Below are 21741 nucleotides of genomic sequence, written 5' to 3' on the forward strand. Positions count from 1 at the left end.
GACGTGGATCTGCCCTGGCCGCACAGAACCCCGGCCGCGGCCGGGCGGCGAGGAGGGTGTGCACGTGTCGGAGTACGAGCGGGAGTTGGCCGAGGCCCAGCGGGAGCATTGGCAGCAAACGTACGGCGAGCACCCCGCCATGTACGGCGAGGAGCCCTCCGAGCCGGCCGTCCACGCCGCTACGGTGTTCCGCGCGGGCGGCGCGCGCGACGTGTTGGAGCTGGGGGCCGGGCACGGCCGCGACGCCCTGTACCTCGCCCGCGAGGGCTTCACCGTCCAGGCGACCGACTTCAGCCCGACCGGCCTCGACCAGCTACGGGCCGCCGCCCGCGCCCAAGGCGTCGCAGGTCGGGTGACGACCGCCGTGCACGACGTCCGCGATCCGCTGCCGCTGCCGGACGCCTCCGTGCACGCGGTGTTCGCGCACATGCTCCTGTGCATGGCCCTGTCCACCACCGAACTCCACACCCTGGTCGCCGAGGTACGCCGGGTGCTGCGGCCCGGGGGAGTGTTCGTCTACACCGTGCGGCACACCGGCGACGCCCACTACGGCGCGGGCGCCGGCCACGGGGACGACATCTGGGAACACGGCGGCTTCGCGGTGCATTTCTTCACCCGCGACCTGGTCGACGCCCTCGCCGAAGGCTGGCAGCTGCAGGAGGTCCACGCCTTCGAGGAAGGCGGCCTGCCCCGCCGACTGTGGCGCGTCACCCAAACCCTGCCCCGATAACTACTCCGACACCCAACCCGGGCCGGCACGCCGCCCCCTCGGCGGGCGGAGGACCCGAAGGCTGGACCTGGCGCCGGCACCGGCCGGGGCTCACGTCCGCGAGAGGACTCCACCCGGGACCGACCGGCACCTCAGCCCTACCGCGACTGCTCCCGGGCTCGCCTGCGCGGATCCCTGTGTGCGATCCGGCTACCCGGGTTGTCCTTGCCCCCGGGTAGCGGGGGCCGGTGACCTGGCACGGGGGTGATCGTTTCCGGGGTGGGAGCGGTGCGCACCGCTTCTTCGGCTTCGCGGAATGAGGATCCGGGTGGACACGATCACGGCCAAGCAGCACATCTTCTCGATGCTGGACGTCGACGGCGACGGGGTCATCTCCCGCCAGGAGTACCTTGCCCGGCCCGAACGCGCGGCGCAGGCGCTGGGTCGGGCGGGTGACGACCCGCTCCTGTCCTTGGCACGCACCGCGCACCAGCAGGTGTTCGCGTCGATGGACGCGGACAAGGACGGACGGGTGACCTTCGCGGAGTACGAGGCGTGGGCCGGCGGAGAGTCCTTCGACGAGGTGTGCAGGCCGGCTCTGGGATCACTGTTCGATCTCGCCGACACCGACAGCGACGGACACCTCGACCGGACCGAGTTCACCCGGCTGCGCCACGCCCTGGGCAACCCGGCCGACAACGCCCAGGCCGCCTTCGACGCGCTGGACGAGGACGGTGACGGCCGTATCGGCCGCGACGCCTACTTGGCGCAGATCCGTTCCTTCGTCACCGACGGGTCCTCGCCCATGGCACACGCTCTCCACGCGCCTTGATTGTCTGCCGCAGTCCGCTCCGACGGCCCGCCGCCCTATGGGCGGCGGGCTGCGATCTCTCGGTTTGGTGACAGTGGTGTGAGAGACAGCGCGTCTGAGTGTGTTGATGCTGCTCGGGGGCTGGATTGCTGTCGGGGACCTTTATCGCAGCAGGTGTGACGCTGTCTCAGTTTCGTGAGTTCTGATCCATCGGCCGGTGGGCGGTCGGTGTGATCGGGGGGTGGATGAGGGGACTGCCCCGCCGGGGTCGGGCGGGGAAGACGCGGCTTTGCCGGCCGTGTCGGTGCGGGCGTTGCGGGCGTTGCGGGGGCCCGCGGTACGCCGGCTGCTGGCTTTGCGTGGGGAGGGAAAGCTCACCACCCGCATCCGGGTGGCTGCGGATGCTCTGGGTGTGCGGGAGCGGGCGGTGTGGCGGTGGCTGGCCGCGGGCGAGCAGGACGAGGCTGCGGCTGTGGCGCCGGGGGAGCGGGCCCCGTATCCGGGAAGGTTCACGGTCACTGCTGAGGTGCGGGCTCTGCTCGGGCTGTGGAAGGGGAACGTCGCTGCTGTGCACCGTGAGCTGAGTGCTCGGGCGGCTCGGGGCGGGAGTGATCCGCCTCCGTCGGTTCCGACGTTGCATCGTGCGATCCGGCGGGATCTGTCGCCGGGGGAGCGGGCGGGTCTTGCCGGTGGTGAGCGTGAGGCCCGTAAGCATGATGTGTTCCTGGCCCGGCCGCGGGGGTGGCGGAACCAGGTGTGGGAGGCCGATCACGTCCAGGCCCCGGTGCTGGTCGATGTCGAGGGCGTCGCGCGTCGGCCGTGGGTCACCTGGTTCGTGGACTGCGCCTCGAACACGATCATGGGTGTGGCGGTCCCACCGGGGCATCCGTCGCGGGAGTCGGTCCTGGCCGCGCTGCGCGCCGCTGTGGTGCGCGAGGAGCCGTTCGGGCCGCAGGGCGGCCTGCCGGAGAAGGTACGCGTGGAGGGGCAAGGACTTCCTGTCGAGGACGGTGATCGCCGCGTTCAACCCTCTCGACGTCACCGTCGAGGACCTGCCCCCTACACCCCGCACCTGAACGGCACGGTGGAGGGATGGAACCGGGCGGTGGAGTCGATGTTCCTGGCCGCGCTGCCCGGCTACGTGCGCCGGCCGTGCCCGGGCCGGCGCCGGGCGCGGTGCTGGTGTGGATCGCGTTGACCCCGCGTCTGCGCGGGGATGGTTCGAGGGTGCCGTGGGCGACATGTCTGGCAGGGGGTTTGCCTGCGTGGAGACGAACTATCGCAACTATGATAGTTGGAGTAGGTTGGGGTCATGGAGCCGAAGACGTACACGACGATCGACCTCCGCAAGCAGATGGGCGAGATCCTCGACCGCACCCGGATCGCGGGGGAGCCTGCCGCGATCACTCGCAAGGGCAAGACGCTGGCCTACCTCGTGCCAGCCGAGTGGTTCGAGCAGTACTTGGCGCAGCGTCCGTCGCCCCCCGGCGCCGACCGGAACGCCGCCTGAAAGGCCCGGACAGCAGACAGACCAGGAGTCCCTTCGTCATGACAGCGCAGCCCGTCCACTTCGACGGTCCCGGCGGTGAGAAGCCCCGCCAGGTGCCGCCGATGCCCGAACGCACCCCGCAGGCCCTGCGCCTGGCCATCCAGGAACATGCCCCGCATCTGCTGCCGGACTTCGAGGCCCACTGGCGCCGCGCGATCGGCGACGCCTTCAACCTCACCCCGGTACCGGCGTTCATGCGCCTGTGGTGGACCCAGTACGCCATCGCCCGCGACCCGGGCCTGGAAGCCCACCTGCGCGATCTCGAAGCGCGCGCTGCGAAGTCCGAGGACCCCGAGGAGTCTGCCAGGCTCCTGGCCGAGTACAGCCGGTTGCGCCGCCGGGCGGCCGTGGTGGAGCCCGGTCGGTGACCGATGAGCTCCCACTCCCGCCTTGGAAGATGGACTGGACGGCAGAGGCGCTCCAGGAATTCGAGAGCATGCCCGATGACGCCAAGCAGCTGGTGCTGGCAGCCCGTGCTGAGCTGATCACCACCCTGGATCCCTACTATCGGGGCATCGACGCCGATGCGTCCCTCCCGCACTGGATCACCGTTCGTCCTCTGGCCTCGACCAGCCCGGGTGGTCCGCACATCGCCGATCTCGCCGGTGGCCGCGGCTGGTTCATCTTCACCTTCACCCGCCGCCACGCCGACCCTCAGATCACCGTCACCGACATGTTCTGGGCCTGAACAGCTCCCGAAGGCCCAGCCCTGGCTGCTGGTGCTGCGGGTCCTCCGGGAGGTATAGGGCCGCTGGCCTCCGGGCCCGTCCCCTCTGTCGAATGGATGACCTGTGGGGTGGTGTCGCCGGGCCTGGGAGGTGCCGTCACAGACGCTGATGAGAGACCCGGCCACCGCCCGGTACGGCGCAATGCCGGGCAAAGACATGGGCGGCAGGTCTGCATACGTGGATGCGCGAGCACGGTGCCACCGCCGAGGCCGGCGAGGTCAACCATCTGGAAAGGGTGCGATGTGAGACACCGAAGGCGTGGGGGCCTTCCTCGGGATGAACGTCGGCAAGGACGTACTGCCCGAGACGCAGGTCGGTCTCCTGGCCGGCTCCGGCCCCTTCTCGCGGCCCGCATGAACCAGATCCGCGAGCAGGGCGTCCCCGCACTCCTCGGCGCGCACCTGCCCCGCCTCCAGGACGACACCTCCTGGAAGAAGGCCTCGGGCTCCGCCACGGTCGGGCGGCCCGTGGACGCGACCCTGAACTCCCTGACGACATCGCTCTCGGAGCCAGCCGCGCCCGCCTCCCGGGGTCCGGGTCTCCGCGGCGGCGGCCCGCTCCCGCTCCACTACGACACCCGCCGCTGCGGCCCCCGGGCAGCAGGCCCCGACGGAAGCCGTGGTCCCCGCTCCGGCAGCAGGCCGGACCGACCAGAGGAGCGGGGCGTAACGCCCTGACCTTTGCTACCGCGATCACCAAGTTCCTGGATTTCACGTTCAACTTCCGACGACCGACAGACCCCAGCCGGCGTCCGCTTCGCGGGTGCCAGCCTCGCCCCGAGCGAAGCGCGGGGCCTTACGCTCCGTCACTTGCGGGGCGGCGTGCCGGTGCCCGAGACCCAGCGGACAGACCGCCGCCCGTCGAAGGGCTGGGCAACGGTGTCCTCGGCGCGGGTCCCTGTCAGGACTCGCAGGGAAGGTTGACGATGCGGACGGTGTACGCCGAGGAGACCCAGCGGTTGGTGCCCACCTTGCGGAAGCCGTTGGTGGTGGACGCCGACGCGAGGATCGTGGAGCCGTTGGCGTAGGACCCGACGACCGAGTAGCCGGTGCCGGGACCGCTGCGGATCAGCAGACCGCCGCTGGCGTTGACCTTGTAGTAGCACTGGGTGGCGAGCGCACCGGCCTGCGTGAGCTCTGCGGCCGCGCCCGTCGTCCGGGCGGGCGCGGCGGCTTGGGCCGTGAGACCGCCGCCGAGGAGCGCGGCGGCGGACAGGGCCGCCACGGCCGCCATGCGGGCGGCGGAGCGACGCGGTGACATGGTGCGGCGTGCTGCTGTGGCCGTCATGGAATCGATTCCCCTTGCGTCGTCGGTTCTGGGTGCGGAACGCGTACGTAGGAGCAGGCCCGGGTCGGCCGAGCGGTGTCACCGCTCCACGGATACCGGAGCAGCGCACGACGTTAGCGCCACCGGGGCGAAATCAGCCACCGGGCACACGAGAACTCCCTAACCGGAACAGGGGAAGTTGCGCGTTCCGGTTGGGGAGTCCGAGACGCTGAAGCCCCGGGACGCCCTTTCCGCGCGAGTTCTCACCGACGATCATGCCCTTGTAGACCTCGGTGCCGGCCTCCAGGAAGATGACACCGCGCTCCTGCAGGTTGACCATCGCGAACGGTGTCACCGAACCCGAGCGGCCCACGACCAGCGAGCCGTTGTGGCGGGTGCGCAGCTCGCCGAACCACCGCTCGTGACCCTCGAAGAGGGAAGCGTGATGCCGGTGCCGCGGGTCTGCGTCAGGAACTCCGTACGGAAGCCAGCCCGGCCTGACGACAATCTTTCCGGCTGTGGTCTCTCGCAGATCGGCCTCGGTCATCTCGGTCAGACCCGCAGAGCGCGACGATACGGGGGAGGCTCAGTTGCTTCTTCGCGTCGGCGAGCCTCTCCTATGGCCGCGACATCTGGCCGCCTGCTGGATAAGGAACGACGGTGATCGCCAACCGACACGCGACGAACGTCCAGGTTCAGGGCACGGAGTGCTCAGTATTCGCGAACTCAGGCGTTTTCACCGGCGGCTACATCGGTGACTTCACCCGCGCCGAGATCACCTTCGCCCACCAGCTCGGCAGACCCGTCCGCTACACCGACCCGGTCGGCCACGCCGTCATCCTCGACCGGGCCGGCCCGGCCCGGCCCGGTACGGATCGGCCCGTACGAACACGAGGGCCGAGCCGAGGAGAAGAGGCCGCCGTCCTTGACCCAGGCGTGCCGCTTCCAGTCCGAGGAGAAGCTGTGGCGCTTCCACGGGTTCTTCTCGGAGTACTGCGGCAGCGTCGTACTGAAAGTCTCCTTGCCCGTCGACGGATCGTAGAAGGCCAACTGGGTGAGATTGCCGCTGGTGAGCGAAGCCAGTCCTTTGGCGACTGGCGCGTCCAGCTTCCTTTCTCTGTCCGGTGTCGACGTTGCCTGGGCGGACTGCGGCGCTTGCCCACCGTGAGGCTTGTTGGTTGATTTGTCTGCGTCACAGGCGTTGGTGCCCATGATCACCACCGCTGCCACGATGGCAGACCGCAGTCCGGTCTGCCAGATCCCGCCTGATTTCCATAAAAGCATCACTGGCATCTCCCTCGTTTGGCTGTTGCTGTCCTGCGGCATCCCCCACAATCTCAGCCGGTACTCGAAGCTGAGCGGCCCAGGTAGCTCGTTACGCTGTGCGGTGCGTGAGGGATGAGTACTCCTGTACGGGCCGGACGCTGCTGCCCGGTCCGAGCAGCAGCGTCCGGCCCGTACACGTGTCGAGTCCGTCCGGCCTGGCCCTCCCGGGTCTGTGGAAGGCCGCCGGGCCTTCTCTCGAAACCGTGGTAGGGACCGTGCTGGGCCCTGCTACCAGGGAGGGCAGGGCAAGCCGGCTGCTTCTCGTGGGTCCAGGAACTCCTCTTTGAACACAGCAAGAGAGGCTCGAAGCAGAGGGATGTCGATGTCCGGGCGGATGTAGCTCAGGCGGGCTGAATCTTCGTTCAAGCGGAACTCCAGGAGCAGCTCCTCGTGATCCGGAGCAGTCCTTTCGACTACTTCCATCGACTCGAAGTCTTCGGCGTCGCTCAGAATGGTCAGTGCCCAGTATGTGCGCCCTTGCACGTGGAAGTCCCTCATAGCCACCCTTCGAAATCGATCACACCATTACGGACGGTCCATCGTGCACCGAGTTTGGTGGTGTTGTCCTTGATTTCGAGGACGAACGGACCGTAGCGGGGGTTTTTGTTCGCCCTAATGATCCTGGTCGCTGACATATTTCCCAGGAGTTCAACCAGGATTTCATGTCCTCCCCGGTTGAGTGCTTCTTTGTCCGTAAGGCGGTTGGCGCCGTGCAAGTAGGGGCTGTACAGCACTTGGTGCTGCGGTGCTCGTTGCGGATCTGTGTGCTTCTGAAGGGACCTGCCAGCCTTCGTCATGTGCCGGTCGTAGTAGAACTTCCCTTTGCTCTTGCGTGGGGCAGGGCGCAGGGCGGCCGCAGTCAGTTCGAAGTCCGTCGCCTGCTGCAGCACGTTGCAGGCTGGGGCCGGAGGCGGGGGCGTGGACGGTGCGGCGGAGACCAGCCAGACCGTTGGCCGGGCGCGGCTCGGAGCAGCGGAAGTGGCCGGGGTGTGTCGCATGGCGCCAGCGGTGTGGGCGGATGCCTTCGCGTGGGTTGGGCCCTTGTCGACGGGGCACGGTTCCTGCCGCTGTTGTTCTTCCTCTTTGGGAAGTTTTTCCTTGGCCTTGCGTGCGGTGTCGATGATTTTGCGGAGGTTGTTGTAGGTGTCGCGGGCCTCTTTTGCCTTGCCAGCGAATTCGTGTAGGCCTTTCGCCTTGTCGAAGGTGTTCTTGGCTTTTTTGTATGCGCCGACGCCGAGGATGACGCTGCCGGCGTCGAGCAGGGTGGTGAGGCAGCTGTTGAGGTCGGCGTCGGCGCAGTCGCGGATGTCGTTGATGTCGAAGGTGTCGAGGAGGAACTCGAGGCTGTTGTCCTTGAGCCAGTCGGTAAGGCTGGTCTCGAGGATCTTTTCGGCGTCGCGGAGTTCCTTCACGCAGTCGCGGCTCGCGGGCTGGCAGTTCTCGCGCAGGAGCCGGTCGTCTTCTTCTAGTTCTGCGGCGTTCTCGGGTCCGCCGATCCGTGTCCAGTCGGCCTTGCCGTCCCACCGGTAGGTGGCGCTGCGGTCGGGGGTGAGGCCGTAGAGCTGGGTGTCGCTGACGGTGAAGGTGGCTCCGGGGCCGCCGATCTCGGTCCAGGAGTCCGGGGTGCCGTTGTACTGGTAGATGTGGCCGGTGTCGGGGTTGGTGGCGAAGAGTCCGGCTCCGCCGGCGTAGATGTTCTTCGCCGGGCCGCCGATGCGGGTCCAGTCGGTGCCGTTGCCGGTCCATTCGTAGACGGCGGAGTGGTCGGGAGTGATGGCGTAGAGCCGGTCGTGGCCGGAGGCGAAGGTGGCTCCGGGGCCGCCGATCTCGGTCCACTTGTTGGGCTTGCCGCCGTATTTGTAGATGTGGTCGGTGTCGGGGTTGGTGGCGAAGAGTCCGGCTCCGCCGGCGTAGATGTTCTTCGCCGGGCCGCCGATCCCGGTCCACTCCTCGCCGTCCCACTGCCCGATGCCGTCGGGGGTGAGGTGGTAGAGGTGGTCACCGGTGATGGCAAAGCTGCCGTTCGCCTCGACGATCGGCTCCCAGGCCCGGGTCTCGTCGTTGTACTTGCTGATCTGCGTGTTTGTGCCGGGGCGGGTGATGAACACGCCCGCGCGGCCGGCGTACACGGAGCCGGCGGGGCCGCTGATCTGCTCCCACTGGCTGCCGCTGCGGCGCCACAGTGCGCTGTGGTCGGGGGTCAGGGTGTAGAGGTCGTCCTTGGCGGTGACGGCCATGGTGAGGGCCGCGTCATCGCCTTCGGCAGCTCCGGGACGCGGCCCAGCAGGCGCAGGCCGCCGCTCAATCCCAGTACGTCCAGGCTTTCGAGGACCAGACCCCGCAGGAGGGCACCACCGCAGCCACTCCCGAGGACACCGCCACCGCGTACCTGCCGGCGGTACGCGCCGCTGACGTACTGGCCCAGGTCGCCCGGGTCCACAAGGACGTCGAAGAGGCTCACCGGCAAGTCGCCATGTTGTGGGGACAGGTCAGCGGGAAGCCGATGGCATCGCTCGTTGTCCGCGGAGAGGTCCTGGCCCGCGCGGACAACGTCCTGACCAGCGGCCCTACCGATGCCACACCTGCCAGCCGCCGTCCGCGCCGGCTCGGTATCGGCCTCGCCGCACTCGCCACGGTCGTGGCAGCAGCCGGCGCGACAGCGGGCACGGTGCTCTACCTGCGCCCGGCCCCGCCCGCCCAAGCCGCACCCCCGTCCGCGCAGGCTCCAGTGCAACCCAGCCTCTCCGCCACCGTCACCGCCCCGGCTTCAGCCACGCCCACCCCTGCCGCGTCGGGCGGTACTCCGCCACCCAGCTCCGGCCCGGGCGTCAGCGAGACGCGTGATCCAGGCCAGGCCGCTTCCCCCGCCCCGACTCCTCACGCGCCTGTCCCCGGTACCAGTGCGGCACCGCCCGCCGAGCAGCAGCCTGCCCCCCGGCAGCCGGTACAGCCGGGTCCGCGACCGTGGATCAACATGAACTCCGGCTCGTGCCTGGAAATCCGTCGGGACTCGACTGAGAACGGCGCCACTGCCAACCAGTGGACCTGCAACAACTCACCCACCCAGCAGTGGAAGACCACCAGCCCGACCGGCTGGGGCACGATCGTCAACGTCAACTCGGGGCTGTGTCTGGAGATCCGGCGCGACGCCACCGGCAACGGCGCCACCGCCAACCAATGGGAGTGCAACGGCTCAGCCACCCAGAACTGGCACTGGAAACCGGCACCCGGCGGTGGCTGGAACCTCGTCAACGCCAACTCGGGCAAATGCCTGGAGATCGTCGCCGGCTCCGCCGACAACGGAGCCCTCGCCGCTCAGTGGGACTGCAACAGTTCCCCCGCACAGAAGTGGACCTGATCAGGAACCCGGCACGGGACCGCTGGCCGTCCTGGGGGATGTGCGGGTGTTGGACCGGTTCCGGTCGGGGGCGTTCGGCACGCCGGTCCCGGGGAGGAGTGCGCGTGCAGGAGGCATGACTGCAACCCCTGCAGGCGGTATCAGGTGCAAGGACCCGGCTCCGAGCCGACAAGACGAGCGTGGGGCCACCCTGTTCGGGCCGCCCCACGCAGCTGGGCTGTCGTGGTCGTGCTCTTCAGAAGGAGACGTCGATGTAGTCGATGTCGGTGAATTCGACTTCGAGGTGGTCGGCACGGGTCCCGCCGTCCTTGAAGTAGGTCTCTTGGAGGCCTTCGGCGACGATGGCGCGCAGTTCCGGGTCGCCTGCGCCCTGCTGCTGTGCGTCGAAGAGGCGCTGTGCGTATGCGGGTGGGAGGTGGACGGTGAGGCGGCGCATGCGGCCGTCGTCGGTGGTGCCGATGGGTGCGGTGTACCCGAACCGGGCGCGGGTCTCCACGGTGATGCCGGTGCGGGCGGCGGCCTGCTTGCGCCGCCGGTTACGCACCACCGGCTGCCAGCGGGAGCGCACGACGTCGTCGATCCGGTCGGCGATCGCCTTCGGCGGAACTTTCCGGTCCCCCTTGCGGTAGCGCTCGACCGACCGTTGGGTGATGCCGAGCTCCGCGGCGACGGCCTTGGTGGTTTTCAGCCTGCTCATCAGGAAGTTGATGCGGGCCTTGAGCGTCTTGGGTGGCTCCCGGGTGAAGGCCTCACGGCCTGCGCGCTCCAGGGCGTCGTCGATGTCCCCCACGGCTTACTCTCCTTCGTCGGTGACGGCGTCGCCGCCCTTGATGTGGCGTGCCGGGTTGAGGCCCTTCTCCATGAGGTCCACGGCCCACGCCATCTCCTGGACGCCTTCGACCTTCGCGAGGCCCGGCGTCGTCCCGAGGCGGAAGGCGCCGGGGAGGGGCTTGCCGGAGGTGGTGTAGGGCAGGAAGTCGAGCGGCGAGGGCCCGGGGCTGGCGTAGACGACGCAGTCGGAGAGCACGCCGAGCGGGTACTGGCCGGTCGCCTTCGCGGTGTTGGCCATTTTGCGGTGCATGTTGACCCGGGCCTTGGAGATGACGGCGGCGCGGATGTCGGGCCGCCAGGTGGGCCGCTCCAGGGCCGGCCACCGCTCGCCGTCGCGGTAGTGGCGTCCCTGGGGGCGTTCGCGGAGCTTGCCGATGCCGCCCTTGACGGTGGCCTTGATCGCGGCGAGGACGGCCGCCATCCCAGGGTCGATGTTCTTGTGGTGTTCCATCGCGGCGAGGAACTGCCGGTCGTCGAGATCCGGGGTGACGCCGAGGTCGGCGAGCGTGTCGGCGTAGGCGGTCTTGAGGCGGTCGTGCCACGGGTCCAGGTACGCACCCGTCTCCCTGCGCAGGAACGCCTCGATCGGGGCGACGTCGTAGCCGAGCTCGACCGCGTAGGCGACGGTGTGCGTCTGGTACCAGGCCGGCCCGGTCGGACGCTGCCCGGACGGCGTGAACGGCGACGGCAGCCGCGGGTCCAGTTCAATCCCGGACAGGTCCACCAGCCAGGATCCGGGGATCTTCTTGTTGAACTTCGGGCGGTGGAAGTGGTCGGGGCCGGACAGGCCGACGACCAGGCGGGCGGCGGCGGCGAGGAACGCGGTGTTGAGGTCCAGGCCGACGGCGTACGGCAGCAGGCACTCCTCGTCCGACAGCAGCTGGGGGTCCCGGACCCACTGGAACGCCTCCTCGTCCAGGAACCCACCCGTCCAGCCCTGCGCGACGGGATGTTCGGTGGGGGCCTCCGGCGGCGCGGGGTCCATCGGTTCGGTGCCGAGCGAGCCGGGGTTGTAGGCGGACTCCCACTCACCCGTGGTCTCGTTCTTCACGGCGCGGGTGGGCGGGCGCAGCGCGGTCATCAGCTCCAGCCCCGAGGTCGCGGTGGAGCCGCGCGGCGTCATGACCCGGGTCGCGTACGTGCCCAGCACGCGGGCGATCTCCGCCGGCTCCATGCCGACGACGCCGGGCCAGGACCGGGCATCGAGGGCGTCCCAGGAGAGGACGGCGAGCTGCACGCACTGGCGCTGGCCGGCCTGCGCGGGCCGGTAGACGCGCGCCCAGGGGCCGAACCCGCGCTGTGTCAGCTTCCACTTGGCTTTGGTGATCTGCTTGACGACGGGGTGGTCGTCGGGGAGCCGCAGGGAGCGGCGGGCTTCCGGGCCTTCCAGCCGTTCGGGCAGGCCGAGCTTGACGGCGGCGGCCGCGGTGAGGACGACCAGCGGGTCGGCGTCCTTCCCGGAGCGGTTCAGGCGTGCGGCGCCAAGTCCGGATTCTTTGAGGGTCCACTCGACCAGCTGCACGAGGGTGGTGGCGGGGCAGTCCAGCACGATCCCGTCGATGCCGTACGCACTCCCGTCGCCGTCCAGCACCGCGAGCGGGCCGTGCGGGAACCGCGGATCGGCCGCGACGGGCTTCACGGCGGCTTTCCTTGCCGGGCGGCGCGACGTCGCCGACGGCCCGGCCACCGCCTCCACCGTCGGCTCCGCGACCGGGACCGGCACAGTGGCAGGCACGGCGGCGGTGGTGGCCGTGGCGGGCACGGCCGGCTGCTCCACGGAGCCAGTGAACGTCTTGGGAACCACCACGGGTGCGGGTGCGGCGGCGTTCGATGCCGGGTACCGCTCCGCCCAGCCGTCCAGCAGCCGCAGATACGCCTGCAGTCGCGGCGGGCGCGGTTCGGAGCGGCCGTTCTCCCAGTTCTTCACCGTCTGCGGCGTCGACTTCAACGCGGCCGCGAGCCGGGCCTGCGTGACACCCGCCGCCTCACGCAACCGCGCACGCTCCGCCGGAGACGGCAACTGCGGCTCGCCCACCAGCAGCGCGTCCACCGCGTCGAACAACTCTTCCTGACTCGGCATGCTCCACCTCCACCCCGAAACCTAGCAGATTTAGCCCAATCGGTTTTGTTGGATTTAACCTCATCGGGATGAGTCATTGCTTTCGTGAGACCTCGATCGGTAGTTGGCCATCTCGTTCGACAGTTGGCCAGCCCCGTTGTCGGTGGCTGGTGGCAAGATCGCCAACATGCGATTCGTACGAACTACTCCGCCGCGGCCCGTCGAGGTCACGGCGGTCTTCCCAGAGCTGGCTCCATTGGCGCGTCCTGCGATACGGCTGCATCCGCGTCCGGGAGTGCCTTCGGTCGGCGACAGCTCGGTCGGCGGGCCGTTGCTCTGGCCAGCAGGGGAGCCGTGGCCGCACTGCGAAGACGCGCACCTGCATGTGGACACCGGATCTCGCCAGTCGCCGACTGAAGTGCGGCTCCGCCGCATCTTGTCTTCCCGGTGGCATCCTGACGGCCCGGCTCCCACACTCACGCCCGCAGAGGAGGCGCTCAAGGAGCGGAATGCCGCGCGGTTCACCGAACGGCTCGAAGCGAGCCCTCCCGGCCCCGCGGAATGCCCAGTCCCGATGTTGCCCGTAGCGCAGCTGTACCTGCGCGACATAGCCCTGTTGCGGCCGCCCGGGCAAGCTGATCTGCTTCAGATTCTCTGGTGCCCGTACGAACACGAGCCGTATTGCAAGCCTGCGACCGCGCTGTTCTGGCGGTCGGCCGAAGAGGTCGGCGATGTCCTCGCCACACCACCGGAACCGTACGAGGCGGACTATCCGGGTTACGTGCCGGAACCGTGCGTGCTGGCACCAGAGGCCATCACCGATTACCCCAACAGCCTGGATCTGAGCCCGGAACTGCGGCTGCTGCTCGATGACTGGAGCAGGTGGCAGGCAGCCGGCCCCGCCGTGGACAGCTCCTACGCGGAGTATCCGAACGAGTTCTACTCCACTCATCTGGCCGACGCACCCGGCTGGAAGGTCGGCGGCTGGCCTCCGTGGGGCCGTACCGACCCCATCCCCCGGTACTGCGCCGTGTGCGAAGCGCAGATGATCCCGCTCTTGACAATCGCCTCATTCGAGGCGAATGGCGATGAAAGCCTTACCTGGGTGCCACAGGAAGACCAGGCTGCCGCCAGCTCTCGCTACGCCCACCGCGGCGTCTCACAGCCGACCTGCGTGGAAGTAGGCAGTACCGACAATATGCAGATTTACGCCTGCCCGACCTCCCCCGAGCATTCGCACACCGACCTGATTCAATGAGCTGTCCAGCTTGCCGCACACCCTCCCGTAGCCGGTGACAGAAGGGCTGCCGCGCCGGAACGTTGGCTCCAACTATCCCGTCCAGGCACAAAGCGGCATTTTCTGATCAGGTACGGGCTTCTGTATGCCGGCCACCGGTAGGGCTGCTGTGCTGCTTGTATGAGTGGTACGCGAAGGCGGGTAGGGGTGCCCTCGGACTTGTGCGGGCTGGAGCAGTTGGTCGCGCCGTACGCCGTCGATGAGGACGTTGAGACGCGCTTTTTGCCGGGCTACGGCTGGCTGCGGCGGTGGACGACGACCTGGCGGTTCGACGGGGAAGAGGTTGTCTGGGCGGCGCGGGATCTGGAGTCGGTGCCGCTGTTCACGTCACAGCCGGTAGGCCGTTTCGGCTGGGGAACCCGGCAGCGGCACCGGCCCGGATTGCAGCTCATGGTCGCCACAGGCCGGCACCACGGATTCGAGTCCCTGGAGGAGCAACGCCTGCTCCTCGCACTGGACTTCCTTCGGGTGAGGGAGGTGCTGCCGCAGCCGTTCCGGCTGAGCTTCGAACATTCCGGAGGGCGGGCGGAGCACATCCCCGATTTCCTGGCGGTCATGGTTGACGGCGGCAGGTGGGTGCTGGATGTGAGGCCGCGGGCTCGGATCGGCGACGACGACGAGTTGAAGTTCGCCGCGACCGGTGAACTCGCGATGGCATGTGGCTGGCGATACGCCGTGGTGACGGGATGGCGGCCGCACGTGTGGTCGGTACTGGACGCCTTGTCGGCCCAGCGCCGGCCTGTTGATGATCCGCTCGGGCTCCAGGCCGAACTTCTCGCCGCCGCCGAGGCCCCGGTGGCCTTCGGCGAGCTGGTGCAGGCCACACGCCTGCCGGTGGTGGCCCGCACCCACGCCTTGCACCTGATCTGGCACGGACGGCTCGCAATCGAGCTGGCCGAACCGCTGAGCGATGCGACGCTGGTCTCGACGGGCGCCCGGTGGGCTGACTGATGGCCACCGCGATGCTGGCGTTGGCGCCGGGGAGCCGGTATCCGCCTCAACGGTGTCGAGTGGACGGTTGAGGAGGTTCTGCCGCAGTTCAGCGCCGTGGTGCTCCGGGATGCCGCAGGTGAGGTGGAACGGCGACCGATCCGATGGCTCATGCACCACCCAGACTGCCGGCCCGGCAAACCGGTGGGAGAACAACTCCTGCGGCAACGCGGGCAGGTGTTGAAGACCGACCTGAGCGAGGACCAGCTGAAACGGGCACGGCTGCGGGCTGAGCACGTGCTGGAGGCGGAGACCGGCTACCGCGCTGGCCACTCCACGCGCGCCTTGCCGGGCGAACCCCGGCCTGAATACGACCCGGCCCTCACCACGGTGACCGAGCGGCGCCGGGCCAAGGCCGCAGACCGCGACATGTTGAAGGCGCTGGCACAGACGGAAGGAGGAGAGGCAGCACGAGCCGCGTTGCGCGTGCTGGAATTGCGGACCCCTCTCTCTGGTCAGGGCTGAAAGGCCCGGCAGACGGTCACGGGCTGCCGTGGTCGGCTGTGACGGGTGGTCGGGCTCGGTCATGGCTTCCCCCGCAGTTGATGTTCCCTTCCGTGACCGTAGCCGCCTGCGCCGGGCCGAAACCCCCAGCGGTATCCGGCTCCGGAGTCCGCGCCCCGGGGGCTGTGCGGCGCCCTTGCTTCGGAGCCCCCTGCTGCCGCGGCCCGTCGGCTGCCGAGGCGTACGGCGTCCTGCGCGGGGTTCGATTACCTCTCCGCCCACCGCGCGAAAACCTGTGTCGGCCGGAGTAGACATTGACGGGTGGTGTGGTTATGGTTTCTCTCGTAGCCCAGAGAGACCGTAGGGCCTGGCAGAGATGAACTGCCGGGCAGCAGTACAGGAAGTACCCGTATGGCGGTGCGGTGGTGGAGTGTCGAAGCCAGCGTTTGTGCAGGTCGGCGACGGGACTGGTCACCGGACCGGGTGGCCCGCAGTCATCAGGGGCCACCACCGGCAGTACCAGCAGTTAACGCAGTGGTGCAGTACCAGTAGTTCGCAGTGGCAGTACCTCGGTAGGACGCTGATGGTGGGCGTCCGTACCGGGAGGTTCGGCAGTGGGGTTCTAAGCCAGAGCGGACGCAGGACGGGCGACGGGGCTGGCTGCCGGAGGCGTGGCGCTCGGACAGGCCACGAGCAGTTCGCAGTACCCAGCAGTGAAGTTCAGTGGGCGGTACCCCTGGTGAAGGCGTCGGCTGCGGGCGCGCGCATCGGGAAGTCCGGTAGTGGGGTTCTAAGCCAGAGCAGATGCACGATGGGCGACGGGGCTGGCTGCCGGAAGGGTGGCGCTGGGTGAGGTCACCGGCAGTGAAGTTGAGTGAGCGGTTCCTCGGTGATGGCGTCGATGGTGGGCGCGTATGCCGAGAGGCGGCAGTGGGGTTCCAAGCCAGAGAGATGTAGGACGGGCGACGGGGCTGGCTGCCGGAAGGGTGGCGCTTGGTCAGGTCACGAGTAGTACCAGCTGTATCGAGTGGAGCAGTATCCGCAGTTCGCAGTACCAGTAGTTGGCATTACAGCAGTTCCCAGTGGTAGGTAGTTGATCATCCGAGGGATGAACGGAGGGATTCGGCGCCATCAGGATCGCCCGGGCCGAGGTCTGAGTCCGGGTACCGCAGGACATCGTTTGTGAGGTGGTCTCCGGTCGAGCAACCGCGATCCCCGCACCCCGACGCAGCTCAGGTCGGGCAGGCGGAGTAAGTAGGCCGGCGCAGTACCAGGGCCGGCAGATGGTGTAGCAGTTCCTTCGGGGCCCTGGTGCCATAGGCACCAGGGCCCCTCCGCATGGTCCACAGAGAGGCGAAATGACCACAGGCGACATGCTTGACCGTCTCGATGACGATGACTTCCCCGCCTACACGATGGGCCGGGCCGCCGACATGCTCGGCACCACCCAGAGCTTCCTCCGCGCGATCGGCGAGCACCGCCTGATCACCCCGCTCCGCTCGCCGGGCGGCCACCGGCGTTACTCCCGCTACCAGCTGCGCATCGCCGCCCGCGCCCGTGAACTCGTCGACCACGGCACGCCCGTCGAGGCGGCCTGCCGGATCGGCATCCTCGAAGACCAGCTCGAAGAGGCTCAGCGCGTCAACGCCGAGCACCAGCAGGCCGCCACCGCCGCGGCGCCGGCGCGACGGCGGGCCGCGGCCTGACCGGACGCCCTCACGCACCTTCACGAGCCGGTGTGGAGAATCCCCACATCGGCTCTTCCACATACCCCGATTACCCGATCAAGGAAAGCCCGGAAAGCCGTGGAACAAGATGTCCTGGTACTTCCGGACGAGGGTGACGGCGTCCGTGTGATCGCGTGCTCCGGAGAGTGGGTGCGGCTCCTCTGGAGGGAATGTGCGTGAGGCCCCATTGGATCAGTCAGGAGAGCCGCAAGTCGATCCAGGGAACGGTGTCTCCGGGCAGCAGGTATCGCTCGGTCTCGACGAAGCCGTGCTTCAGCGCGAATCGCAGTCCGTCCTCGTTGGAGGACAGGACGACGGTCTCGATCACCTCTGCTCCCAGCTCGAGGGCCCGGTTGAGCCCGCGAGCATAGAGTTCCTCGCCGAAACCCCGCCTGCGGTGAGTGGTAAGCACGCGGGCGATGACCGTGGCGGTCAGTGTTTCGTCCGTCGGCGGGCGCACGGTGCTGCAGCCCACGAGACCGTCATCGAGATACGCGATCTCCAGGTGGTGGCGCTGGGAACGTTCCCGTACCTCGTCCAGTGAGAGGGCGTGGGTCGAAATGATCACGTTGTGGGCGTACTGCCAGTCTTTGAGCGTGGCGTCGCTGTCCGGCTGCTGGATGTGAAGATCAGACATCGCAGCAGGAGACCTGAAGACGCCTCGGACGTCAATACTGTCGGGCGCGTCTAGCTCTTCGGGAAGTCCCTGATCAGGCCGTGAGGTCGTGCGGTGCGGGGGTGGGGTAGAGGCGCTGGTGCTCGCGGGCGGCGTGGAAGTGCCAGTAGGAGTCGAGGTCGCCGTTGGCGACGACCGCGCGGAGCCGTAGGACGGCTTCGGCCCCGTCCAGGCCCCAGCGGGCGCCGGTGATGTCGAGGCGGTCGGCGATCAGATGACGGCAGGCGCCTTCGACCGCGCCCGTGGCGATCGGCCACCCGCTGTCGAGCGCCGTGTCGTAGCGGAGCTGGTCGAGGTGACCGGTCAGGTAGCGGTGGCAGGCGTCGACGGCCTCACGGCGGGTGGCCGACAGGTGTTCCCGGTCGGCTTGGGCGGTCATCTGGTCGGCTGTGCGGGAGGCGTGGCCTGCGAGGATCGCGGTCAGATGGTCGGCGGCCCAGGCTTCGGCCTCGGTGGTGCCGGGCTTGTGGAAGGCGTGGGCCGCGGCCCAGACGTACTCGGCGACGTGCACGAAGTCCAGCAGCACGTGCACCGTGACGCCGCGCCGGCCGGCCTCGGCGGTGATCAGACCGAGCTGGTGACGGGCGCCGTCGACGAGGACGATCCACGGCCGCAGATGCTTCGGGTCGCGTGCCTGAGCCTGGTCGAACGCGTCGGCGATGACCTGCTCGGGCGGGCGGACCAGGGAGGCGGTGCACCATTTGTTCTCGGCCCTCGGACCCGGGCGGACCCGGCGTTCGCCGCTGCGGCCGCCAGGCGGATGGATCACGTCGTGGGGCCGCCTGGGGGCCGGACGGGTATCGAAGACGCAGGCCACGGTCGCCATCCGCTTCCGGTTCGGCTTCTCGCCCGGAGCGAGCCGACCGCGATGGCCACCGGCCGCAGCCTTCGCGGCGGCTCTGCGGGTGGCCTCCCGCAGAGCCTCGGGCCGCATGACCACACCCTTGCCGTCCACCTGGACCACCAGCGGCATCCACCGACTGCACGGGACCGGGATCCGGGCCTGGTAGAAGGCGCCGGCGTCGACCGCGGCCGCGACCACCAGTTCTTCGAGCCGGCGTTTGCCCAGCACCTTCCCGCAGCGACGCTCGACCGCCTGCTGAGCCTGGTCGAACGAGCCGCGCACGGCTTCGGTGACCGCGAGCCGGCGCAGGCCCATCGAGTGCCGGCCCGCCGGCAGCGACAGCGCGGCGTCGGCGGGGTGGACGTTGCCGACGCCCGGGCCCTGATGAGCGACCCGCGTGACGCGGACCAGCCCGAAGATGCTGGCCAGCCAACGCGAGTGTCCCGTCTCCCGCCAGGGCCGGGCTCGTCCCTCCGGCCCCACCACGAGGGGCCTGCTACCGGCCCGGGCCTGTTCCGCTTCGCGCATCGCGCGCAGGTCCAGATGGTCTTGCAGCAGCTGCCGTAACAGCTCCCGCCCGGCCGCGTCGAGGTGTTCTTCCAGCTCGGCGTGGCTCCACGCGCTCGCATCGCCGCCCGACAGGGTGCACATCAGCGTCTCGAAGGCGCTGACCGAGCGGGCAAAGGGGTCAGCGGTGGCATGAGTGTCGTACGGTTTCATCTCCGGGGCTCTTCCTGTCCTGCATCCGATTGGGTCGCACCTTCGAATGTAGGCGGAAGAGCCCTGTTGTCAGCGGGAGTTGGGTGAAGCGGCCGTCCGGTGGCGGGCCGGGGTAAACATGCCGGGGGTGTCCTCGTCCAGCCAGCCCCGCTCGACCAGCCGCTTCAGCTTCGACCGGGTGCCCTCGATCTTCCCCGTCTCGGCCGACAGCCCGATCCTCGGCACGATCTGCTTGGCGCGGACCGGCCCCGGTGCATCCGCCACCACCTCCACGATGTCGCGGTACACCGACGGCAGCACAGCCGGCATCATCCCGGGCTGCCAGTTCGGCACGGTCAGCACCCCGATGACCTGCCGTTCGGCCCCCGCATACGCCGACGCCACCCGCTCGCCCGCAGGCGCCTGTCCGGCATCGACCGCCGCCGCGGGCACCTTCGGGCTCATCTCCGCGAGCACTTCGGCGACCGTCTCCCGCGCGATCCGCAGACGCTCCAGCACCTCCCGGGCCAGCTCCAGCCTCCCGGACAGCTCAGCGATCTCGGCTTCCAGCTCTTCCACCCGAACCCGGGCGGCAGCCTCGCGGGCTTCCAACTCCTCGAACAGCGAGCCCATTCGCTACCCCTCCTCCACCACCACGGTAGAGACGAGAAGCCCCGAACACACCCCCGATCAGCGTTCTCCCAGCTCAGCGTTTCCCTTCAAAGGAACTGCACCCTCCGTCGATCAGGTGCGGCCGGTACTGGATCTGCTTGAGGCTTCGCTTCACGGTCCTGGCCAGCTGGTCGAGGTTGGCGGCGGCGAGGTTGCCGATGGTCCGTTTGACCAGCGACCAGATGCCTTCCTGAGGGTTGAGGTCGGGTGCGTAGGAGGGGAACTGGAAGACCGTCAGCCAGTCAGCGTTCGCCTCGATGAACGCCCTCATCTGCGGCATCAGGTGAGCGCGGAGGTTGTCCCAGACAAGTACGACCGGAGCATCGAGCTGTGGGTGTGCGCGCGGACGAACAGGTCGCGGTAGTCCCGCCAGGTGAAGCCCTTGGGCTCATCCTTTCGGCCCCGGTAGACGTGAAAGCTGTAGAACATCCGGGACCGCTGGCCCTGCCTGAAGCACGTCATCCCGGCCATCGAGACCCGGCCGGAGCCCCGTGCTCGGACGCGAACGACCGGGGTCCGGCCTATCCGGCCCCAGGTCTTGGCGCGCGGCGGTCTCAGCGACTGCCCGGCCTCGTCCTCGAAGACGATCCAGGCCCCGCGAGCCGCCGCGGTGCTTTTACCCGCGGCCAGACCTCCTTCTTCCACAGTTCGACGGCCTCATCGTCGCGCTCGATCGCCCGGCGGGCCGGCTGCTGCCAGGACCAGCCGTGACGCTTGAGCAGCCGCCACGTTCCCTCCACCGTGTAGGTGACGTGGAACAGGCGGCCGATCAGCGTCTTCACCCGGGCCAGCGTCCACCGCTGATCCGCCCAGCCGTGGGCCAGCGGGCCCCGCTCTAACTCCCGCTCAAGTCTTGCTACTTGTCTCTCGCTCAGTCGAGGGCGGCCTGGAGAGCCCTTCGAGCGGACCTCGCCCTGGCCGCCTTCCCGCCACTGCCGACGCCATCGCTCCACCGACCGCTCGCTCACCCGCAGCACGGCCGCGATCTGCCGGTTCTTCTCCCCGCCCTCGAAGCGTTCCACGGCCTGCAGCCGGATCCGCTCCCGTGCGGCCCTCTCGGCGTCGGTCAAGCCGCCGTCCTGCGCGTACCTCACAGCCCAGAGCTACCGGAACGGTCCGGACGCTGTCAGGCAAACAGCCCCGACATCACCCAATCAAGTTCAGTAGCTGCTGAAGAGTCCGCTTGCGCCGGCCATGATGCTGCCTCCGGACTATTTTAATGAATCAAATGTACGAAGAATGTGGCCGGAATTAGGACACTAGTTCCCCTATTCTGCGTGTCTGTTTTGATGAGGGCGATCAATGTGAGACGACTTAAAAGAGCCCCTCGGGATCGTGCTTGCGAATCGGCGTGGCGGTCCGATTCTTTGATCAAGGCCACTGAGTCAGAGGTTCGATGTGGAGCCAGACGTAGGGAAAAGGCCACGTCAGAGTGGTTGCTATGCCGCTCTCATGTCAGTGCTCCATGGTGAACAGGGGTGTGTGAAGCCTACCTTCGCGATCTTGCTGGGTTTGATGAGAAGTGTGAATCAAGACATATCGGAGGTCCGGGGGAAGCCTCATTTCGCTGGTTGAGAGGCGGGGATGTCAGTGGCCTTGGCTAGCTTCGAAAACGCCGACACCGGACAACGCGATCTTCATCGTTGTCTGCCGGAGACCGGGTAATTCCGCCTGCAGGGCGGCGAAGCGCGAGCGAGTTGGGGGCAGTGCGTGTCACAACCACGGATGTGGTGGCAAGACGTTGTGCCGGGGGAC

Annotated in this window: 24 protein-coding genes and 1 pseudogene; 12 read left to right on the forward strand and 13 right to left on the reverse strand. The window is 68.6% G+C overall.

Annotated features, from left to right (window positions below; translation table 11 throughout):
* The first annotated feature begins 64 nt into the window (after positions 1-64).
* The 7 genes from ACIQZO_RS37620 to ACIQZO_RS37650 all read left to right on the forward strand — a co-directional run bounded on the left by ACIQZO_RS37620 (position 65) and on the right by ACIQZO_RS37650 (position 4474).
* Positions 65-730, forward strand: coding sequence for a class I SAM-dependent methyltransferase (locus ACIQZO_RS37620; protein WP_403635509.1), 666 nt, complete (start codon positions 65-67; stop codon positions 728-730).
* Positions 731-1037: 307 nt separating this feature from the next.
* Positions 1038-1541 (forward strand): EF-hand domain-containing protein, encoded by a 504-nt coding sequence (locus ACIQZO_RS37625; RefSeq protein ID WP_403635510.1) that lies wholly within the window; start codon positions 1038-1040, stop codon positions 1539-1541.
* A 733-nt stretch (positions 1542-2274) separates the two neighbouring features.
* Positions 2275-2718: a hypothetical protein gene (locus tag ACIQZO_RS37630; RefSeq protein ID WP_403635511.1), complete on the forward strand. Its 444-nt coding sequence runs from the start codon at positions 2275-2277 to the stop codon at positions 2716-2718.
* A gap of 114 nt (positions 2719-2832) precedes the next feature.
* On the forward strand, positions 2833-3030 hold the full coding sequence (locus ACIQZO_RS37635; RefSeq protein WP_403635513.1) for a type II toxin-antitoxin system prevent-host-death family antitoxin: 198 nt from the start codon (positions 2833-2835) through the stop codon (positions 3028-3030).
* Positions 3031-3068: 38 nt separating this feature from the next.
* On the forward strand, positions 3069-3437 hold the full coding sequence (locus ACIQZO_RS37640; RefSeq protein ID WP_403635515.1) for a DUF6247 family protein: 369 nt from the start codon (positions 3069-3071) through the stop codon (positions 3435-3437).
* A gap of 29 nt (positions 3438-3466) precedes the next feature.
* Positions 3467-3757 carry a hypothetical protein gene (locus ACIQZO_RS37645; RefSeq protein WP_403635517.1) on the forward strand — a complete coding sequence of 97 codons (291 nt, stop codon included), beginning with the start codon at positions 3467-3469 and terminating at the stop codon, positions 3755-3757.
* Positions 3758-4150: 393 nt separating this feature from the next.
* On the forward strand, positions 4151-4474 hold the full coding sequence (locus tag ACIQZO_RS37650; RefSeq protein WP_403635519.1) for a hypothetical protein: 324 nt from the start codon (positions 4151-4153) through the stop codon (positions 4472-4474).
* Positions 4475-4697: 223 nt separating this feature from the next.
* On the opposite strand, the gene ACIQZO_RS37655 is transcribed toward ACIQZO_RS37650, so the two are convergent.
* The 5 genes and pseudogenes from ACIQZO_RS37655 to ACIQZO_RS37675 all read right to left on the reverse strand — a co-directional run bounded on the left by ACIQZO_RS37655 (position 4698) and on the right by ACIQZO_RS37675 (position 8850).
* Positions 4698-5084, reverse strand: a complete 387-nt coding sequence (locus tag ACIQZO_RS37655; RefSeq protein WP_403635520.1) for an SH3 domain-containing protein — start codon at positions 5082-5084, stop codon at positions 4698-4700.
* Positions 5085-5316: 232 nt separating this feature from the next.
* Positions 5317-5567, reverse strand: a pseudogene (locus ACIQZO_RS37660) (translational GTPase TypA); the annotation flags it as partial.
* A 222-nt stretch (positions 5568-5789) separates the two neighbouring features.
* Positions 5790-6389 carry a hypothetical protein gene (locus ACIQZO_RS37665; RefSeq protein ID WP_403635521.1) on the reverse strand — a complete coding sequence of 200 codons (600 nt, stop codon included), beginning with the start codon at positions 6387-6389 and terminating at the stop codon, positions 5790-5792.
* Positions 6390-6883: 494 nt separating this feature from the next.
* Positions 6884-8626, reverse strand: coding sequence for a hypothetical protein (locus ACIQZO_RS37670; RefSeq protein WP_403635523.1), 1743 nt, complete (start codon positions 8624-8626; stop codon positions 6884-6886).
* The gene (locus ACIQZO_RS37675; RefSeq protein WP_403635525.1) at positions 8590-8850 is read right to left on the reverse strand and encodes a hypothetical protein; all 261 of its coding nucleotides are present in this window, start codon (positions 8848-8850) and stop codon (positions 8590-8592) included. The genes ACIQZO_RS37670 and ACIQZO_RS37675 overlap by 37 nt, the downstream gene beginning before the upstream one ends.
* 513 nt (positions 8851-9363) lie before the next feature.
* On the opposite strand from ACIQZO_RS37675, the gene ACIQZO_RS37680 reads away from it, so the two are divergent.
* Positions 9364-9747, forward strand: coding sequence for an RICIN domain-containing protein (locus ACIQZO_RS37680; RefSeq protein WP_403635526.1), 384 nt, complete (start codon positions 9364-9366; stop codon positions 9745-9747).
* A gap of 235 nt (positions 9748-9982) precedes the next feature.
* Here the strand turns inward: ACIQZO_RS37680 and tpg are convergent, their stop codons facing one another.
* Entirely contained in the window at positions 9983-10537 is a 555-nt protein-coding gene (gene tpg / locus ACIQZO_RS37685; protein WP_403635528.1) for a telomere-protecting terminal protein Tpg, read from the reverse strand.
* A gap of 3 nt (positions 10538-10540) precedes the next feature.
* A complete protein-coding gene (gene tap / locus ACIQZO_RS37690) occupies positions 10541-12658 on the reverse strand; it encodes a telomere-associated protein Tap (RefSeq protein WP_403635530.1) in 2118 nt (705 codons plus the stop codon).
* Between the two features lie 166 nt (positions 12659-12824).
* Between tap and ACIQZO_RS37695 the strand changes: the two genes are divergently transcribed.
* The 4 genes from ACIQZO_RS37695 to ACIQZO_RS37710 all read left to right on the forward strand — a co-directional run bounded on the left by ACIQZO_RS37695 (position 12825) and on the right by ACIQZO_RS37710 (position 17074).
* Positions 12825-13895 (forward strand): hypothetical protein, encoded by a 1071-nt coding sequence (locus tag ACIQZO_RS37695; RefSeq protein ID WP_403635563.1) that lies wholly within the window; start codon positions 12825-12827, stop codon positions 13893-13895.
* A 186-nt stretch (positions 13896-14081) separates the two neighbouring features.
* The gene (locus tag ACIQZO_RS37700) at positions 14082-14885 is read left to right on the forward strand and encodes a TnsA-like heteromeric transposase endonuclease subunit (protein ID WP_403635532.1); all 804 of its coding nucleotides are present in this window, start codon (positions 14082-14084) and stop codon (positions 14883-14885) included.
* A 216-nt stretch (positions 14886-15101) separates the two neighbouring features.
* Positions 15102-15389 carry a hypothetical protein gene (locus ACIQZO_RS37705; RefSeq protein WP_403635534.1) on the forward strand — a complete coding sequence of 96 codons (288 nt, stop codon included), beginning with the start codon at positions 15102-15104 and terminating at the stop codon, positions 15387-15389.
* Between the two features lie 1337 nt (positions 15390-16726).
* Positions 16727-17074 (forward strand): MerR family transcriptional regulator, encoded by a 348-nt coding sequence (locus ACIQZO_RS37710; protein WP_403635536.1) that lies wholly within the window; start codon positions 16727-16729, stop codon positions 17072-17074.
* Between the two features lie 217 nt (positions 17075-17291).
* Here ACIQZO_RS37710 and ACIQZO_RS37715 read toward each other — a convergent pair whose 3' ends face one another.
* The 6 genes from ACIQZO_RS37715 to ACIQZO_RS37740 form a co-directional block, all read right to left on the reverse strand.
* Positions 17292-17732, reverse strand: coding sequence for a GNAT family N-acetyltransferase (locus ACIQZO_RS37715; protein WP_403635538.1), 441 nt, complete (start codon positions 17730-17732; stop codon positions 17292-17294).
* Between the two features lie 73 nt (positions 17733-17805).
* Complete coding sequence (locus tag ACIQZO_RS37720; protein WP_403635540.1) at positions 17806-19335, reverse strand: ISKra4 family transposase; 1530 nt, start codon at positions 19333-19335, stop codon at positions 17806-17808.
* Between the two features lie 69 nt (positions 19336-19404).
* The gene (locus ACIQZO_RS37725) at positions 19405-19947 is read right to left on the reverse strand and encodes a hypothetical protein (RefSeq protein ID WP_403635542.1); all 543 of its coding nucleotides are present in this window, start codon (positions 19945-19947) and stop codon (positions 19405-19407) included.
* A gap of 73 nt (positions 19948-20020) precedes the next feature.
* Positions 20021-20266, reverse strand: coding sequence for a transposase (locus tag ACIQZO_RS37730; RefSeq protein ID WP_403635544.1), 246 nt, complete (start codon positions 20264-20266; stop codon positions 20021-20023).
* Positions 20266-20448, reverse strand: coding sequence for a hypothetical protein (locus ACIQZO_RS37735; protein WP_403635546.1), 183 nt, complete (start codon positions 20446-20448; stop codon positions 20266-20268). The genes ACIQZO_RS37730 and ACIQZO_RS37735 overlap by 1 nt, the downstream gene beginning before the upstream one ends.
* 92 nt (positions 20449-20540) lie before the next feature.
* Positions 20541-21080 (reverse strand): winged helix-turn-helix domain-containing protein, encoded by a 540-nt coding sequence (locus tag ACIQZO_RS37740; protein WP_403635548.1) that lies wholly within the window; start codon positions 21078-21080, stop codon positions 20541-20543.
* Positions 21081-21741: the final 661 nt, after the last annotated feature.

The organism is Streptomyces sp. NPDC097617, assembly GCF_044761485.1.
GTDB lineage: Bacteria > Actinomycetota > Actinomycetes > Streptomycetales > Streptomycetaceae > Streptomyces.